The 17,334-nt window shown below is 64.1% G+C and carries 9 protein-coding genes; 4 read left to right on the top strand and 5 right to left on the bottom strand.

The window, feature by feature from the left end:
* Window positions 1-42 precede the first annotated feature (42 nt).
* Window positions 43-1,086, bottom strand: a complete 1,044-nt coding sequence (locus LAD35_RS05955) for an MlaD family protein (RefSeq protein WP_224151798.1) — start codon at window positions 1,084-1,086, stop codon at window positions 43-45.
* Between the two features lie 169 nt (window positions 1,087-1,255).
* Between LAD35_RS05955 and imuA the strand changes: the two genes are divergently transcribed.
* The 4 genes from imuA (at window position 1,256) to LAD35_RS05935 (ending at window position 7,857) form a co-directional block, all read left to right on the top strand.
* Window positions 1,256-2,068 carry a translesion DNA synthesis-associated protein ImuA gene (imuA, locus tag LAD35_RS05950; protein ID WP_224151797.1) on the top strand — a complete coding sequence of 271 codons (813 nt, stop codon included), beginning with the start codon at window positions 1,256-1,258 and terminating at the stop codon, window positions 2,066-2,068.
* Window positions 1,995-3,431, top strand: a complete 1,437-nt coding sequence (locus LAD35_RS05945) for a Y-family DNA polymerase (protein WP_224151795.1) — start codon at window positions 1,995-1,997, stop codon at window positions 3,429-3,431. The genes imuA and LAD35_RS05945 overlap by 74 nt, the downstream gene beginning before the upstream one ends.
* A gap of 8 nt (window positions 3,432-3,439) precedes the next feature.
* Window positions 3,440-6,568: an error-prone DNA polymerase gene (locus tag LAD35_RS05940; RefSeq protein WP_224151794.1), complete on the top strand. Its 3,129-nt coding sequence runs from the start codon at window positions 3,440-3,442 to the stop codon at window positions 6,566-6,568.
* Window positions 6,569-6,762: 194 nt separating this feature from the next.
* Window positions 6,763-7,857 carry a DNA/RNA non-specific endonuclease gene (locus LAD35_RS05935; RefSeq protein ID WP_224151793.1) on the top strand — a complete coding sequence of 365 codons (1,095 nt, stop codon included), beginning with the start codon at window positions 6,763-6,765 and terminating at the stop codon, window positions 7,855-7,857.
* A 34-nt stretch (window positions 7,858-7,891) separates the two neighbouring features.
* On the opposite strand, the gene LAD35_RS05930 is transcribed toward LAD35_RS05935, so the two are convergent.
* From LAD35_RS05930 to LAD35_RS05915, 4 genes are read right to left on the bottom strand one after another with little or no spacing between them, the layout of a single operon-like run.
* Window positions 7,892-9,355, bottom strand: a complete 1,464-nt coding sequence (locus LAD35_RS05930) for an efflux transporter outer membrane subunit (RefSeq protein WP_224151792.1) — start codon at window positions 9,353-9,355, stop codon at window positions 7,892-7,894.
* Window positions 9,356-9,365: 10 nt separating this feature from the next.
* A complete protein-coding gene (locus tag LAD35_RS05925) occupies window positions 9,366-12,557 on the bottom strand; it encodes an efflux RND transporter permease subunit (protein WP_224151791.1) in 3,192 nt (1,063 codons plus the stop codon).
* Window positions 12,554-15,685, bottom strand: coding sequence for an efflux RND transporter permease subunit (locus LAD35_RS05920; RefSeq protein ID WP_224151790.1), 3,132 nt, complete (start codon window positions 15,683-15,685; stop codon window positions 12,554-12,556). Before LAD35_RS05920 ends, LAD35_RS05925 begins: the two co-directional genes overlap by 4 nt.
* A gap of 13 nt (window positions 15,686-15,698) precedes the next feature.
* Complete coding sequence (locus tag LAD35_RS05915; protein ID WP_224151789.1) at window positions 15,699-17,219, bottom strand: MdtA/MuxA family multidrug efflux RND transporter periplasmic adaptor subunit; 1,521 nt, start codon at window positions 17,217-17,219, stop codon at window positions 15,699-15,701.
* Window positions 17,220-17,334: the final 115 nt, after the last annotated feature.

Below are 17,334 nucleotides of genomic sequence, written 5' to 3'. Positions count from 1 at the left end.
CAATCCAATGTACCGCAGAAGAAGAGAAAAAGCGCGTCGGCATCATGGCAGCTTGACCTCCGCCTCTTTCTTGGCAAACGGCCATTTGCGGTTCAACTCGGCCAGCATGCCCTCCACCTTGCGCAGGCTGGCCTCGACATCGGCCCGCAAGTCGCCCAGGTTGGAAGTAGCATCCTTCGCATTGGCGCCTACAGCCTGCGCCTCCACCAGCACGGCATCCACCTTCTTGAGGCTGCCGCGCACATCCGTCAGCACGCCATTGAGTTGCTGGACGGTCGCACGTACCTCGGGCATGACGCCCTGCGCGCCAAAGACCTGCTTGTCCGTATTCTTGACCAAGCCATCCAGGCGAGCGAGCAACTGGTTGGCACGGTCGAGGGTGACGGAGATCTTCTTGGCCTCTTCATCTCCACCCAGCGCCACGCCCAGCGCGCCGCCAGGGCCATTCAGTTTGGTGCTGAGCGTGCGCAGTTGCACCAAGGTGCTGTCCAGCGCCGATCCGGCCGAGGTCATCATGTTCAGGTTTTCCAGCAGCTGGCGTGCATTGCTCATCAGTTGCGGCAGCTCCGCCGTGGCATCGCCCAGCAGCACGGCGCGCACCGCGCCGTCTTCCAGAGGTGGATCGTCCAGAATGCCCGAGTACGCCTTGATCGTGGTTCCCCCGACCAAACCTTTGACCAGGGTGAACACGCTGCTGATGCGCAGCCAGTGCGCATCCTTTTCCGGCACAGCCACATGGATACGCACCGTGCCATCCTGGGCCAGCTCGATCTTGTCCACCTTGCCGATGGGGAAGCCCGAAAACGTCATGTCCATGCCAATGGTCACACCCTCGGAGTCTTCAGCCGTCAGGATCAGCTCTTGCTTGGGTTCGAAAACACCGCGCGCATACAACAGATACAACGCCGATCCCAGGATGAGCAGCATCGTGAACAGCAGCAGCGCAGCGGCCTTGCGCTCCAGATGCGGAACGGGCGCCAGGCCATCAATGGCTACGCCATCGGCCACGGCCGTATGCCGCGCCGAAGCCGCTGCATGCGGCGGCACTGGCCGGTCGGCGGAGTCGTGGGGTTCTGGTATATGCATGTGGGCCTGATCTTACCCGTGCTGCAAGCCATGGTAATAAAAATCCTGCCAGCGCTATCTGGCAAAGCATTGTGCGCTATGCATTTGATAAGAGGAAAGCCTCTTGCCCCGGCCATTGCAGACAAGCACCTCGCACCGCTTTATACTGTATATATAAACAGTATTTATCATGCATTCCATCCCGTCCAATCCGGCTCCTGTCTTGCCACCATCGGTTGCCGCCAGCATCTGGCGCGGCGACTGCCTGGTGCGCACGCAACTGGCCTGTACACCTACGGGATGGGAAGCACTGGATTGCGAGTTGCCCGGCAAAGGCTGGCCCAGCCAGTGCCTGACGGAAGTGCTGCAATCCCAGGCAGGCCAGCTGGAATGGCGACTGACAGCCGCCGCGCTGCAGCAGCACAGCCTGCAGCGCAAAGCCATCGTGGCCATCGGCCCGCCGCTGCCGCCTCATGCCAGCGGCCTGGCGCAGCAGGGACTGGCGCCCGAGCAGTTCGTGTGGATCAACACCTCCACGCCGCAGGACCGGCTCTGGGCGCTGGAGCAGTTCATCCGCGCCAATGCGGCAGGCGTGCTCCTTGCCTGGCTGCCGCAGGCCAATCCCGAGCAGATCCGTCGTCTGCAGATCAGCGCGCAGCAATTTGAAGGGCTGGTCTTCCTCTTTCGGCCCAGCAGTGGCCAGCATCAGGCATCGGCCGCACCGCTGCGCCTGCTGGCGCATACCAGCAGGCCCTGGTCACTGCAGTTGCAGATCGTCAAGCGGCGCGGGCCGGCACATACAGGCTCGCTCGATCTGCCTGCCGCACCACACAGTCTGCAAGCGTTCCTGACGCCTCGCATGCTGGGTAACGCAACCCCCACGCCTTCTTCCACCCCTCTTTCAGCCCCCTCACTCTCTCCTGTACGCCATGACACCGCTTTGGGCCGCACTGCTGCCCCATCTGCAAAACACACAGACCGCGCCACCGCCCAGCCGCATTGATGCCAATATGCATGGCCTGGCGTTGTGGGCGCTGCAGTTCACACCGCGCGTAGCCTGCGTGCCCTCACCTGCGCCGTTTGGCGATGCACTGGTGCTGGAGCTGTCTGCCAGCCAGCGCCTCTTCGGTGGCCGTCAGCAACTGGCCCGGCGCCTGCTGCGCGAAGCACGGCAGCAAGGCGTGCGCGCCATCAGTTGGGCCCCCACCAGCCTGGCCGCCATTGCCCTGGCACGCTGCGACCTGCGCCACGGCTTTGGCGCGCCACTGGCGCAGGTGCTGGCACCTTTGCCGCTGGCCGCCCTGGATGCGACCGCACACCACGCCCAACTGCTCTCGCAACTGGGCTGCACCAGCCTGGGAGCGGTGCAAGCCCTGCCGCGCGGCGGCGTGACAAGGCGTTTGGGGGCAGATCTGCTGGCCGCGCTCGACCAGGCCTATGGCCTGCGCCCCGACCAATACCCCTGGATAGACTTGCCTGCGCGCTTTGATGCCCGGCTGGAGCTACCCATGCGCATCGATCAGGCCGATGGCCTGATGCATGGCGCGCGCCACCTGCTGCTGCAGCTGTGTGGCTGGCTTGCTGCGCAGCGGGCAGGCATACGCAGTTGCACCCTGCGCTGGTGCCATGACGCAATGCGCTCAAAACATGTGGGCGATGGCGGCGAGCTGGTATTGCATACGGCCACCACTACACGCGACGTCGGGCACCTGGCCCGCTTGCTGCAAGCGCATCTGGCCCATGTGCAACTGCTCGCGCCCGTGGGCGAGCTGAGCCTGCACGCCGATGCCCCCGAAGCCCTGCATGAAACCAGTGCCAGCCTGCTACCCGACACCACCGCACAAGGCGAGAGCCTGGTGCAGGTGCTCGAACGCATTACCGCACGCCTGGGCAGCCACCAGGTGCAGCGCCCCCAACTGCAGGCCGACCATCGCCCGGAATGGCAGGTGCAATGGCAACCCGCCTGCCAACTTGGCGCCCCATCCCCCGTACAACCAGCCACACAACCCGCAGTGCCACCTCTGCCCCAACCCAGCTTCCTGCTGGCCGAGCCCCTGCAATTGCTGCAGGACGGCAACAGCCAGCCCTTGTACCAAGGCCCGCTGCAGTTGCTGGCAGGGCCGCAGCGCATCGAAGGCGGCTGGTGGCACCGCAGCCCTGGCTTTGTGCTGCCCAGCGCTGGCGAAGCAGATACGAAATCCGACACCGACACCCCGCCTCCCACAATTCCCACGCGCCAGATCGCGCACACCGCCGTACGCGATTACTGGGTGGCACACAGTGCGCATGCAGGCCTGCTGTGGGTCTTTCACACCCGCTTGTCAGCGCAGGACAGCGCCTGGTTTCTGCATGGCCGCTTTGCATGAGCCTTGCCATGACATCCCCTCTCCGCCCCGCCATTCCACGCTACGCCGAGCTGTGGTGCCTGAGCAATTTCAGCTTTCTGCGCGGCGCCAGCCACCCGCACGAGCTGGTGGCACGCGCGCACCGCCAGGACTATGCTGCACTGGCGCTGACCGATGAATGTTCGCTCGCCGGCATTGTGCGCGCCCATGTGGCGGCCCGCGAATGCGGCCTGCCACTGATCATCGGCGCGCAGTTCGAAGTGCAATGCAGTGATGACGATGCGCCGCCTTTCACCCTCATCGCGCTCGCCTGCAACCTGCGCGGTTACGGCAACCTGTGCGCACTGATTACCCATTTGCGAAGAAGAGCACCCAAAGGGCAATACGCGCTTGCGCAAGCAGCTATCAAGAAAAGAGTGTTTGATGACTGCGTGTTGCTGCTGGCCCCGCACCGCCAGGCAAGCGCTGCCCACATCGATACCCAGGCCCGATGGCTGCAGGATCACTTTGCCGGCCGCTGCTGGCTGGCGGTGCAGCAAGACCGCAGCCTGGGCGACGAAGCCTGGCTGCTGCAGTTGCGCGCTGCCAGCCGCGCCACAGGCATGCCCCTGGTGGCCGCAGGCGATGTGCACATGCACGTGCGCTCGCGCAAACCGCTGCAGGACACGCTCACCGCCATCCGCCTGCGCAAGCCGCTGACCGAGTGCGGCTACGGCCTGCAGCCCAATGCCGAGCGCCATCTCCGCAGCCTTTTGCGGCTGGCACAACTGTACCCTCGCGATCTGCTCGATGCCACGCTCACCGTCGCGGCGCACTGCCATTTCTCGCTGGATGAATTGCGCTACCAGTATCCCGACGAGGTCGTGCCCGTGGGCCTGTCCCCTGCCAGCTACCTGCGCCAGCTGACCTACGAAGGCGCGGCCAGCCGTTGGCCGCAAGGCATTCCCACCAAAGCCCAGGCCCAGCTGGAGAATGAACTGGCCCTGATCAGCGAGCTGCACTACGAGCACTACTTTCTGACCGTGCACGACATCGTGCGCTATGCGCGCAGCCAGAACATCCTGTGCCAGGGCCGAGGCTCGGCAGCCAACTCGGCCGTCTGCTATTGCCTGGGCGTGACCGAGGTAAACCCTGCCGAAAGCACGGTGCTGTTTGAACGCTTCATCAGCAGGGAACGCAACGAGCCGCCCGATATCGACGTGGATTTCGAGCACGCGCGGCGCGAAGAAGTCATCCAGTACCTGTACAAGAAATACGGCCTGCACCGCGCCGGGTTGACGGCGGTGGTCATCCGCTACCGGCGAAAATCCGCGATCCGTGACGTGGCCAAGGCCCTCGGGTTTGCAGCGGAGCAGATCGACCTGCTGGCACGCGACCATTCGCAATGGGACGCCGAACTGCTGCGCAGCGAAGCACTGCAAAAGGCTGGCTTGCAGGCCGATGACCTGGCCGTGCACCAACTGGTGGAGCTGGTGGAGACCCTGCGCCACTTTCCACGCCACCTGTCGCAGCATGTCGGCGGCTTTGTACTGACGCGCGGGCCGCTGTCGCGCATGGTGCCGATCGAGAACGCCAGCATGAAAGACCGCACCGTCATCCAGTGGGACAAGGACGACCTGGATGCCATGGGTCTGCTGAAAGTGGATGTGCTCGCCCTGGGCATGCTGACGGCACTGCAAAAAATGCTGCATCTGGTTGGCGCGCGCAAGGGCGGCACCTTCGGGCTGGGCGACATCCCGCACGGAGACCCCGCCACCTACGACATGATCTGCGCCGCCGACACCATCGGCGTCTTCCAGATAGAAAGCCGCGCGCAAATGAGCATGCTGCCGCGCCTCAGGCCCCGCAACTACTACGACTTGGTCATCGAAGTGTCGCTGGTGCGGCCCGGGCCCATCCAGGGCGGCATGGTGCACCCGTATCTGCGGCGCAGGCAAGGCCTGGAGAAAGTCAACTATCCCAGCGATGATCTGGAGCACGTTCTGGAGCGCACGCTAGGCATTCCGATCTTTCAGGAACAGGTCATGCAGATCGCCATCGTCGCCGCCGGCTTCACCCCCGGCGAAGCCGATCAGCTGCGCCGCAACATGGCTGCATGGAGACGCACCGGCGACCTGCAGCAATACCATGCCAAGATTATCGAGGGCATGACGCAGCGGAATTACCCCCCCGAGTTTGCCGAAGCCATCTTCCAGCAGATTCAGGGCTTTTCGGAATACGGCTTTCCCGAAAGCCATGCAGCCAGTTTTGCAATCCTGGTGTACTTCAGCGCCTGGCTCAAATGCCACTACCCGGCCGAATTTCTGGCCGCCATGATCAACAGCCAGCCACTGGGCTTCTACAGCAACAGCCAGCTCATCCAGGATGCACAGCGCCATGGCGTGCAGGTGCTGCCGGTCGATGTGATGCACAGCATGGTGGACTGCACCATGGAATACAGCGGCGGCGCGCAGCCTGCAGTGCGCCTGGGGTTGCGACTGGTCAAACAGTTGTCGCAAGCCCAGAGTGAACGCGTGGTGCAGACACGCGAGGCCGCGCCCTTCATCAGCGCCGAAGACCTGGCCCTGCGCGCCCGGCTGGATGCACCTGCCATGCAGCAACTCGCCGCCGCCGATGCCTTAGCCAGCCTGGAAGGCCATCGCCGCAACCAGCTATGGCAAGCAGCTGCGCCACGGCACAGCAGCCCCTTGCTGCAAGCCGCCGCCATCCTCGAAAGCCACCTGGAATTGCCCTCGGCCGCCGAGCAGGAAGACATCCACTGGGACTATGCCGCGCTGGGCCTGAGCCTGCGCCGCCATCCGCTGGCCTTGTTGCGCGAACGCCTGCAACGCCACAGGTTCCGCACCCATGCGGCCCTGCGCGATGCGCGTGACGGCAGCTGGGTGCGCGCCTGCGGCATCGTCACCTTGCGCCAACAGCCACCCACTGCCAAAGGCGTGGTGTTCATCACCCTGGAAGACGAGACCGGCAACCTGCAGGTGATCTGCTGGCCCAAGATTCGCGAACACCAGCGTGAGGCGCTGCTGCATTCGCAACTGCTGGCGGTGGAGGGGCGCTGGCAGCGCACGGGCGATGTCGGCAACCTGATCGCCCACCGATTGCGCGATATGTCCGACTGGTTTGACACCTTGCGCATCCGCAGCCGTGACTTTCACTAAGCACCCCGTTCTGTTGCACCAGGGCATGCAGAAATGTTTTAAATAATTTCATCATTTACGCGCGCCCTTGCTTGTAAGCGCGCCACAATAACGATAGCAGACAGCTTCCTGCCGCAGCGCCAGTTGCGCATGCGTTTTTCTGTCTGCTGCTCTCCTGCAAAGGGCGCATTGAGCGCCCCGGTGTCTGTTCGTCCATGGCCTGTCCCCCGTCCCGTTCCCGCTCTGCATCTCGTGCTGGCAAACGCAGCAACACATCCCGCAAATCCTCCAGCAGCTTGATCGCCCGGCTGCTGCGTCCGCTGATCGGCAAGACTGCCATTGCGACTTACAGCGCAGCAGTTGCGGCAGGGTCTTTCGTGCTGGCCCCCCAGTTGGAAGGCGCCCGCCACTGGGCCAGAGACAAAACGCAGCATTGGCTGCACACCCAGCCGCTGGTACGCGACGCCGGCCACTGGCTCGAAGAGCAACAGGACCGCTGGGCCAACTGGCAGGAAGCCCTGCAGACCCTGGCCCGCCAAAGCCGTGAATCTGCGCATCCGTCATCCGGTGGCAAGGGGAGCAGCAGTGGGGCCAGCCAGCCTGCTCCACCCAAAGGCCAGGCCGGCAAGCAACCCTCCGCATCAGACAGTTTTGCGCAGTGCGCAGAACAATTGCCCGCCAGCGCCCCGCTCGGGCTGGCCAGCGTGGGGACCAGCTGGATGCCGGTAGCGCTGTGCTCGGATGGCTTTGCCGTGCTGTATTCTGGGCTGTCCAAAACCCCGATCGTCACCATCGAACGGCTCAATCGCAATCGCCTGCAACATGCTGCTGGACAGGAACGGACCGACCGCTTCTATGCCGATGCGCGCCTGCGCTCCGCGTACAAGGCTGATCTGTCCGATTACCAAGGCAGCGGCTACGACCGAGGCCACATGGCAGCCGCCGCCAACCAGAGCACCGAAACCGGCATGGCGCAGTCGTTTGCGCTGTCGAACATGGTGCCTCAGGACCCCACCAACAACCGCAAGATCTGGTCCAAGCTGGAAGGCGATGTGCGCAAGTACGCCAAGCGCGCCAACGGCAATGTATTTGTATATACCGGCCCGCTGTTCGAAAGCGGCGCACACACCATTGGCCGCAACCAGGTTTGGGTGCCCAGCCACCTGTACAAGCTGGTGTATGACGAACAGCAGCAGCGCGCCTGGGCCTGGGTACTGCCCAACGACGCAAACGCTACTCTTGGGCCGCCAATGAGCTATGGCCGTTTTGTAGAACGGACGGGGCGTAACTTTCTGCCCCAGCTGCAGTGAACAGGCGCAGGCAGCAGCAGTCCTTCAAAGTGCCCTAAGGCTTGGGCTGTAGCACTGCCCCATCCGAGGCTTGCATCCATGGCGCATGCCAGCCGCCACCCAATTCCTGGATCAGTTGCGCTGCGGCCAGCTGCTGGTTCAGCTGCAGCTGGATCAGTGAGCGGCGCGCATTCAGTGCTGTCGCCTGCGCGGTCACCACATCGGTGTATTGCACCTGCCCTTCCTTGTAGCGGTTGAGCATCTGCTGCTCCACCTTCTCGGCCGAATCCAGGCTTTGCTGCAGCAACGGCTGCTGGGCGTTCAGTGCGGCGATGTTGCTGAGCACATCTTCCACCGCCTGGAAGGCTCCCAGCACCGTCTGCCGGTAGCTTGCCGTCTTGGCGACATGCCCAGCCCTGGCCGAATCCACCTGCGCCGCAGTGGCCCCTGCATTGAAAATGCTCTGGCTGATAGACGCGCCCAGCGACCACAGCAGGCCCGAAGCGCTGAACAAATCACCCAGATTGGATCCCGTGCGGCCCAGCGACCCCGACAGGCTGAGGCTCGGGTAGTAGGCCGACTGCGCAATGCCGATCTGCGCATTGGCAGCAGCCACGGCACGTTCGGCCGATGCAATATCGGGCCTGCGCTCCAGCAAGGTCGAAGGCACCACGCCCGGCACCTCCGGCACCGTAACCTGCCAAGGGGCAGCAGGCAGGTCGAACTGTGCTGGCGCCTGGCCGGTCAATACGGCAATCGCATGCTCATAGGTCTGGCGCGACTGGCGCAGTGACTCGGCGCTGGCCTGGGTATTGGTCAGGGTGGTTTGCGCCTGCAGCACGGCCGTCCTGGCATCGATGCCGCTGTCGTAGCGGTTCTGCGTGATCTGCAGGCTGCGCTGGTAGCCTTCGATGGATTGCTGCAGGATCTGCAGTTCCGCATCAGCCTCGCGCAGCCGGTAGTAGTTCTGCACCAGGCTGCCCACCGCCGACAGTCGGGCGGCAGCAAGGTCTGCTTCGCTCGCCTGTGCGCTGCTCTGCGCAGCGCTGACGGACTCTTTCAAACGCCCCCATACATCCGCATCCCAGGCTGCATTGATGCCCAGCGATGCACTGCCGCTACCGCTGGCCTGGCTGCCGCCCTGGCGTGTCTGTCCGAGCGAGCCGCTGACCGTTGGCAGCAGGCCTGCTCGCTGCACGCGCACCGCAGCCTGGGCTTGTGCAACGGCAGCGGCCGCTGCCGCGATGTTCTGGTTGTTCACCTGCACCTGCGCGGCCAACTGGTTGAGTTTCGCGTCGCCAAACAAGGTCCACCATTCGCCACGGTCCATGGCGTCATTGGGTTGGGCGCCTTGCCATAGTGCGCCTGCCTCCTTGAAGCTGGCGGGCGCTGGTGTGCTCGGCACTTCATACACAGGTGCCACGGAGCAGGCGCTCAACATGCCCGCACAGCACAGCGCAAAGGCCAGAGTGCGCAGCGCATTGGCGCGTGGAGATGGTTGTTCGCGTTGTGTTTTCATAAATTTCTTCTTAACCCGGTGCAGGCCCGGCCTCTTGCGGCTGCGCACGGCTCAGATAGCGCTCATCGGGCGCATGGCGACGCAGCTTGTCCATCAGCACATACACGACAGGTGTGGTTACCAGCGTCAGCACCTGGCTGGCCAACAGGCCGCCGATGATGGCGATGCCCAGTGGCTGGCGCAGCTCCGACCCTTGCCCAAAGCCGATGGCCAACGGCAGCGCACCCAACGCGGCAGCCAGGGTGGTCATCAGAATGGGACGGAAGCGCAGCACGCAGGCTTCGCGCACGGCATCCGTGGCGCTGATGCCCCGCGCGCGCTGCGCTTCCAGCGCAAAATCGATGATCAGGATCGCGTTCTTCTTGACGATGCCGATCAGCAGAAACACGCCGATGAGCGCAATCACTGTGAATTGCATGTCGAACAGCATCAGCGCAATCACCGCACCCACACCTGCCGACGGCAAGGTAGACAGCACCGTGACCGGATGCACCAGGCTTTCATACAGAATGCCCAGCACGATGTAGATCACCACGAGCGCCGCGAGAATCAGGTACAGCTGCTGCGACTGCGTCTTCTGGAAGCTGAGCGCCGTGCCCTGAAAACTACCGCGTACATTGATCGGCATGGCGATATCGGCTTCCGCCTGCCGGATCACGGCCTGCGCCTCGCTCAGCGCCACACCTTCGTCCAGGTTGAACGAGATCGTCGTGGCCAGCTCGCCATCCTGGTGGTTGACCGATGTGGGTGCGGGCCGTTCTACCACCTTGGCAAAGGCAGACAGCGGCACCATGGTGTCGGCAGCCGTGCTGATGACATTGCCGGTCGAGGCACTTTTGAGCGCCGGGTTGGCCGCCGTTCCCACAGTACCCGCCAGGTTGGACGGCACATAGATATCCTGCAGCGCAGGCGGTCCGCGCGTGTACTCGGGCGCCCACTCCATGATGACCGAATACTGGTTCAGATCGCTGTAGATGGTGGCAACCGAGCGCTGGCCAAATGCGTTGTAGAGCGCATTGTTGATGGCCTTGGAGTTGACGCCCAGGCGCGCGGCGGCCTGCTTGTCCACATCCACATACACCTCGACGCCGTTTTCTGCCTGGTCAGTATCCACGTCCTGCAGCAACGCCTCCTGCTTGAGACGGTCGGCAAGGCGCGTGGCCCATTTCTTCAGATCTGCCGTGTTGTCGCTCTTGAGCGTGTACTGGTAGGTGGAGTTGGACGAGCGCCCGCCCATGCGCAGATCCTGCACCGGGTTGAGGAATACACGCAGGCCGGTGATCTGCGACAGCTGTGGCCGCAGGCGCGCCACCACCTGCAGGCTGGTCACATCGCGCTCCTTCACTGGCTTGAGGTTAATGAACATGAAGCCGCCACCCGCACGGCTGCCGCCCGAAAAGCCCACCACGGTGTCCACAGCAGGGTCGCGCTGAATGATGGCCAGCGCATCCTTGAGCTTGTCGGCCATGGCCGTGGACGAGATGCTCTGGTCCGCACGCAGACCGCCAGCCAGCTGGCCGTTGTCCTGCTGCGGGAAGAAGCCCTTTTGCACATGCACGAAGAGATAGCCGTTCATCCCAATCACCACCACCAGAATGGCCATGACCAGCGCCTTGCTGTGCAGCGCCCAGTCCAGGCTGCGCTCATAGATGCGCAGCATCCAGGAGTAGCCGGCCTCCAGCGTCCGCGCCATGCGGCCCTGGGGTTCGGAGCTGACGGTATCCTCATCGCGCAGGAACCACGCACACATCATCGGCGTGGTGGTGAGCGAGATCACCAGCGAGATCATCACCGCCACCGACAGGGTGACGGCGAACTCCTTGAACAGTCGGCCGATCTGCCCGTCCATGAACAGAAGCGGAATGAACACCGCCACCAGCGACAGGCTGATCGACAGCACGGTAAAACCCACTTCGCGGGCACCCAGCAAGGCCGCAGCCATCTTGTCCATGCCCTGCTCGATGTGGCGGCTGGTGTTTTCCAGCACCACAATCGCGTCGTCCACCACAAAGCCGGTTGCCACGGTGAGTGCCATCAGGCTCAGGTTGTTCAGGCTGAAGCCCAGCAGATACATGATGGCGAAGGTCCCCAGCAGCGACACCACGGTCGCCACTGCCGGGATGACCGTCGCACGCGCCTTTCTGATGAAGACGCCCACCACCAGCACCACCAGTGCGACGGACACCATCAGCGTCGTCTCGATCTCGCGCAGCGACGAACGGATGGAATTGGTGCTGTCGCTGGCCACCTGGATGTTCACATCCTTGGGCAATTGCGCCTGCAACTCAGGCAACAGCTTGCGCACGTTGTCAACCGTGTCGATGATGTTCGCCCCCGGCTGGCGCGTGATCAGCACCAGAATGGCGGGCTGGCCATTGAACAGGCCCATGGTGTGCACGTTGGCCGGGCCGTCGATCACGCGTGCCACATCGCCCAGCTTGACGGCGCCATTGTCGCGCCAGCCCACCACCAGGCCCTGGTACCAGGATGCCTTGCGCTCGGGCGCAGGGGTATAGATCTGCAGGCGGTTGCCTTCATTCTCAATGGCTCCCTTGGGACGGTTGGCGTTGGCGGCCTGGATGGCGGCACGCACGTCCTCGGTGGCAATGCCGTACTTGCTCAGGGCCTGCGGCAGCAGCTCCACACGCACCGATGGCAGCGACCCGCCACCAATTTCCACATCGCCGACACCATCGACCTGCGAGATGCGCTGGCTCACCACGTTCGAGACCTCGTCGTACAGCTCGCCGGGTGTGCGTGTGGGCGATGTCATCGCCAGGATGATGACCGGCGCATCGGACGGATTGATCTTGCGGTACGTGGGGTTGCTGCGCAGGTCGGATGGCAGATCGGTGCGTGCCGCATTGATGGCGGCCTGCACCTCCCGCGCGGCGCCGTCGATATTGCGATTGAGATCAAACTGCAGGGTGACGCGCGAGGAGCCCGTCGAGCTGTTCGACGTCATCTCGTTGACGCCAGCAATCACGCCCAGGTGTCGCTCCAGGGGCGTGGCCACGCTCGATGCCATGTTCTCGGGGCTGGCACCTGACAGGCTGGCCGATACCGAAATCACCGGGTAGTCCACCTGGGGAAGCGGCGCCACCGGCAGCACAAAGAATGCTGCCATTCCCGCCAGCGCGATACCGATGGTCAGCAAAACCGTGGCCACCGGGCGTTTGACAAACGGCAAGGACAGATTCATGCCGCCACTCCGTCGCCTGCGCCGCCATCATTCACGCTGCCGCCAGGCGCGGGGGTCTGAGGCTTGCGGCGAAAACGTGCACCCAGCCGGTCAAAGGCGAGGTAGATCACCGGCGTGGTGAAGAGCGTGAGCAGCTGGCTGAGCATCAGCCCGCCAAAGATTGCCAGGCCCAGCGGGCGGCGCAGCTCTGCACCATCGCCCCAGCCGAACATCAGAGGCAGCGCAGCAAACAGCGCGGCCAGCGTGGTCATCAGGATGGGACGGAAGCGCAGCAGCGCCGCCTGGTGGATCGCATCCTGCGGCGCCATGCCCTGGCTGCGTTCGGCATCGATGGCAAAGTCGATCATCATGATCGCGTTCTTCTTGACGATACCGATCAGCAGGATGATCCCGATGATGCCGATCACGCCCAGGTCATTGCCGCTCAGCATCAGCGCCAGCAAGGCGCCCACACCTGCAGACGGCAGGGTGGAGAGGATGGTCATCGGGTGCACATAGCTCTCGTACAGCACACCCAGCACGATGTATACACACACCAGCGCAGCCAGGATCAGCAGCAACTGGCTGGTGAGCGACTTCTGGTACGCGCCGGCCGCGCCCAGGAACTCCATGGTCAGCGACCGGGGCATGCCGATGTCCTGCGCAGCCTGCTTGATCGCGTCGACCGCATGGCCCAGCGACACGCCGGGCGCAGTGTCAAAGCCCAGCGTGGCTGCGGGGTACTGGGCCACACGGGTGACCTGCAGCGGCGCCATCTGCTCTTCGATCCGTGCAATGGCCGACAGCGGCGTGGCCCCCGTGCTGTTGGCGTTGATGGCCAGATTGCCCAAGGTCTGCACGCTGTTCAACTGGCCCTGCTGCGCCTCCAGGATTACACGGTACTGGTTGGTCTCGGTGAAGATGGTGGAGACGATGCGCTGGCCAAAGGCGCTGTAGAGCGTGTCATCAATGCTACTGGCACTGATGCCGAGGCGCGATGCGGTGTCGCGGTCCACATTCACATAGGCCGACAGCCCCTGGCGACCGGCGTCGCTGGTGGCATTGCGCACCTCGGGCACCTCCTGCAGGCGGGCGGCCAGCTTTTGCGTCCACTGGTTCACCTCGTCGGTGCTCACACCACCGATCGACAGGCGGTACTCGGTAGGCCCGCTCTGCGAATCGATGGTCAGATCCTGCGCTGGCTGCAGAAAGATCGACACGCCCGCCACCTGGCCCACGCGGTCACGCAGGCGCTGCATCACCGCGTCCTGCGCATCATGCGGCCGCTTGAGGTTGATCGACAGGCTGCCTGTATTCAGCATGGTGTTGTTGGCGGCATCCACACCGACGACCGAACTGACCGATTCCACATCCGGATCGTGCAGGATGGCGCTCACCGCCTGCTGCTGCAGCGCGCTCATGCGGGCAAAAGACACCTCCTGCGCGGCCACGATCTGGGCCTTGAGCTGGCCCGTGTCCTGGGTCGGGAACAGTCCCTTGGGAATCATCAGGTACAGCAATCCGGTCAGCGCCAGGGTGGCCACGGCCACCACCAGGGTCAGGCCCTGGTGGCGAAACACCCACTGCAGCCCCCGGTCGTAGTGGTGGATCACCTTGTCAAAGCCGCGCTGCACGGCCCCCACCCAGCCATGGCTGTGTGCGCCCGTGTCTTCGTGCTTGAGCCAGCGCGCCGACATCATGGGCACGAGGGTGAGCGACACCACGGCAGAGATGAGGATGGTGATAGCCAGGGTGACCGCAAACTCGCGGAACAGCCGGCCCACGATATCGCCCATGAACAGAAGCGGTATCAGCACCGCGATCAGCGACACGGTGAGCGAGATGATGGTGAAACCGATCTGCGACGCACCCTTGAGCGCTGCCGCCATCGGCGTCTCGCCCTCCTCGATGTAGCGGGCGATGTTCTCGATCATCACGATCGCGTCATCCACCACGAAGCCGGTCGCAATCGTCAGCGCCATCAGGCTCAGGTTGTTGAGGCTGTAGCCCAGCAGGTACATCAGGCCGCAGCTGCCGATGAGCGAGATCGGCACCGCCAAGCTGGCAATCACCGTGGCGCGCAGGCTGTGCAAGAAGAAGAAGATCACCAGCACCACCATGATGACGGCCAGCGCCAGTTCCATCTGCACATGCTCCACCGAAGCGCGGATGCCTGTGGTGCGGTCGGTCAGCACCTTCACCTCCACCGATGCGGGCAGGGAGGCCGTGAGCTCCGGCAAGCGCGCCTTGATGGCATCGACCGTGGCGATCACATTGGCGCCGGGCTGGCGCTGCACGTTCACGACGATGGCTGGTGTCTCGTCCACCCAGGCTGCGAGGCGGTCGTTCTCGGCGCTGGCCACCACCTGGGCCACGTCCTTCATGTAGACCGGCGCTCCGTTCTTCCAGCTGACCACGAGGTTCATGTAGGCCTCGGCAGTCAGCAACTGGTCGTTGCTGTTGATGGAGTAGGCGCGCTTGGGGCCATCAAAGCTGCCTTTGGCAGTGTTGGAGTTGGCATTGCTGATGGCGGTGCGCAGCGTGCTCAAGGTGATGCCGTTGGCCGCCAGCGCTTGCGTGTTGGCCTGGATGCGCATGGCCGGCTTCTGCCCGCCTTCGAGTGTGACCAGACCCACGCCCGAGACCTGGCTGATCTTTTGCGCCAGCCGCGTATTGACGATGTTCTGCACCTCCGTCAGTGGCAGCTCTTTGGAGGTAATAGACAGGCTCAGTACCGGCGTATCGGCCGGGTTGACCTTGGCATAGACAGGCGGCGCAGGCAGATCGGCAGGCAGCAGCGCACTGCTGGCATTGATGGCGGCCTGCACCTCCTGCTCGGCCACATCCAGCGACAGGCCCAGCTGAAACTGCAGGGTGACCATGGAGACCCCTGCCGCGCTGGTGGACGACATGCGGTCGAGCCCGGACATCTGGCCGAGCTGCCGCTCCAGCGGCGCCGTTACCGTGCGGCTCATCACCTCGGGGCTGGCGCCGGGGTACAGGGTCTGCACCTGGATCGTGGGGTAATCGACCTCGGGCAGCGCCGACAAGGGCAGCAGCTTGAAGCCGACCAGGCCCGACAGCACAATGGCCACCATCAGCAAGGCCGTGGCCACCGGCCTTTGAATGAATGGACGGGAAGGACTCATCGATCAACCCGCCTTACTGCGCCTTGGCGGGCGTTGCCGGAGCCGCAGAAGAGGCAGGCGTCGTGGGCACCACGTCAGGGACCGGCACTGCAGGCGAGGCCGGTGTGGGTTGCGCCGCATTGGGCACCACCCCGGCCGGGTTGCCCGTGGCTGCGCCGCCTCCACCACCGTTGGCCGCAGCGCCGGAAGCTGCAGGCGCATCGCCCGAGCGGCCCGCGCCGCCGCGCCGTCCTCCGCTACCGCCCTCGCCCCGGTTGCCTCGGCGGCCACTGCTGGCGCCCGGCGCTTGCGTGGGTGTGTCGCCTTGCAGGGCAACACTGGCTCCGTCCTTGAGGCGATCAGCACCTTCGGTCACCACCAGCTCGCCTTCTTTCAGGCCGCTGCTGATTGCCACCCACTCGACCGTGCTCATGCCCCGGATCACGGTGCGCTGGTTCACCGTGCGGTCCTGGTTGATGACATAGACGAAGTCACCGTTGCCGCCCGTGCGGATGGCGGTGACCGGCACCACCAGAGTGCTGATGTCCTTGAGCGTCAATCTGGTGTTGACGAACTGGTTGGGAAACAGCGCGCCGTCGGCATTGTCAAACCGTGCCTTGGCCTTGACGGTACCCGTCGTGGTATCCACCAGATTGTCCAAGGTGAGGAATGCACCAGTGGCCAGCGGTTTGCTGCCCGCGCGGTCCAGCGCGACCACGGGCAGGCGCCCGTCCTGCTTTTGCGCGTCGAGAACCGAGGGGATATGGTCTTGCGGCACGGTAAAGCTCACATCGATAGGCGCCACCTTGGTGATGACGGCAATGCCTGTGGTGCCACCCGCGCTCACATAGTTGCCGGGGTCGATGCTGCGCAGACCGATGCGGCCATCAATGGGCGACGTGATGCTGGAGTACCCCAGGTTCAGTTGCGCGGACTGCACCGCTGCCTGATCGGCGATCACCGTGCCTTCCAGTTGCTTGGCAGTGGCCGCCTGCGTATCCAGGTCCTGGCGGGCGATGGAGTCCTGGCTCCACAGCGTCTGGTAGCGCTTCAAGGTGACGCGCGCGGCGTCCAGCTGGGCCTGGTCACGCGCCAGTTGGCCCTTGGCCTGCATCAGCGCCTGCTCGAAGGGTCGGGGGTCGATCTGCGCCAGCTTCTGGCCTTTTTTCACCATCTGGCCTTCGGTAAACAGCACATCGCGCAGCACGCCGGAAACCTGGGTGGTCAGGGTGACGGTGTTGGTGGGCACCACCGTGCCCATCGCGGTCAGAGTCACCGGCAGGTTCTGCCGTTTGACAGTGGCGCTGCCGACTGTCACGGTCATGGACCGCATCGCACCCGGGCCGCCAAAGCCGGGGCCGCCCGGCCCGCCGCTGCCGGCTTTTTTGCTTTGCACCAGGTACCAGGCACCGCCCGCCAACGCCGCCACCAGCAGCACGGCAATGGTGGAGCCCACCCAGCGCCTGCGCGGCTTGGGGGCCGGACTGGTCAGCGGCGCAGCAGAAGGCTGGGAAATATGGGCAGGATGGGCGGAATTGTTGGAATTGTGGTCCATGGCATGCGATCGATCAGTGGTCTTACATTCGCAGGCACCCCCACCCTCAGGAGGACGCCTCATGTAAAGAAGAATGATCGCATCCTAGTGCAGCCGTGTTGCCTTTGCTTTATCC

The organism is Comamonas odontotermitis, assembly GCF_020080045.1.
GTDB classification, from domain to species: domain Bacteria; phylum Pseudomonadota; class Gammaproteobacteria; order Burkholderiales; family Burkholderiaceae_C; genus Comamonas; species Comamonas odontotermitis.
The sequence above is the reverse complement of the archived record's forward strand: the minus strand, read 5'-3'. Positions and strand labels throughout refer to the sequence as shown.

What these genes read in the sequence shown, in the direction of transcription:
- LAD35_RS05915 (WP_224151789.1), bottom strand. Translation starts at nt 17,219, where the DNA reads ATGGACCACAATTCCAACAATTCCGCCCATCCTGCCCATATTTCCCAG.
- LAD35_RS05955 (WP_224151798.1), bottom strand. Translation starts at nt 1,086, where the DNA reads ATGCATATACCAGAACCCCACGACTCCGCCGACCGGCCAGTGCCGCCG.
- LAD35_RS05920 (WP_224151790.1), bottom strand. Translation starts at nt 15,685, where the DNA reads ATGAGTCCTTCCCGTCCATTCATTCAAAGGCCGGTGGCCACGGCCTTG.
- LAD35_RS05930 (WP_224151792.1), bottom strand. Translation starts at nt 9,355, where the DNA reads ATGAAAACACAACGCGAACAACCATCTCCACGCGCCAATGCGCTGCGC.
- LAD35_RS05935 (WP_224151793.1), top strand. Translation starts at nt 6,763, where the DNA reads ATGGCCTGTCCCCCGTCCCGTTCCCGCTCTGCATCTCGTGCTGGCAAA.
- LAD35_RS05940 (WP_224151794.1), top strand. Translation starts at nt 3,440, where the DNA reads ATGACATCCCCTCTCCGCCCCGCCATTCCACGCTACGCCGAGCTGTGG.
- imuA (WP_224151797.1), top strand. Translation starts at nt 1,256, where the DNA reads ATGCATTCCATCCCGTCCAATCCGGCTCCTGTCTTGCCACCATCGGTT.
- LAD35_RS05945 (WP_224151795.1), top strand. Translation starts at nt 1,995, where the DNA reads ATGACACCGCTTTGGGCCGCACTGCTGCCCCATCTGCAAAACACACAG.
- LAD35_RS05925 (WP_224151791.1), bottom strand. Translation starts at nt 12,557, where the DNA reads ATGAATCTGTCCTTGCCGTTTGTCAAACGCCCGGTGGCCACGGTTTTG.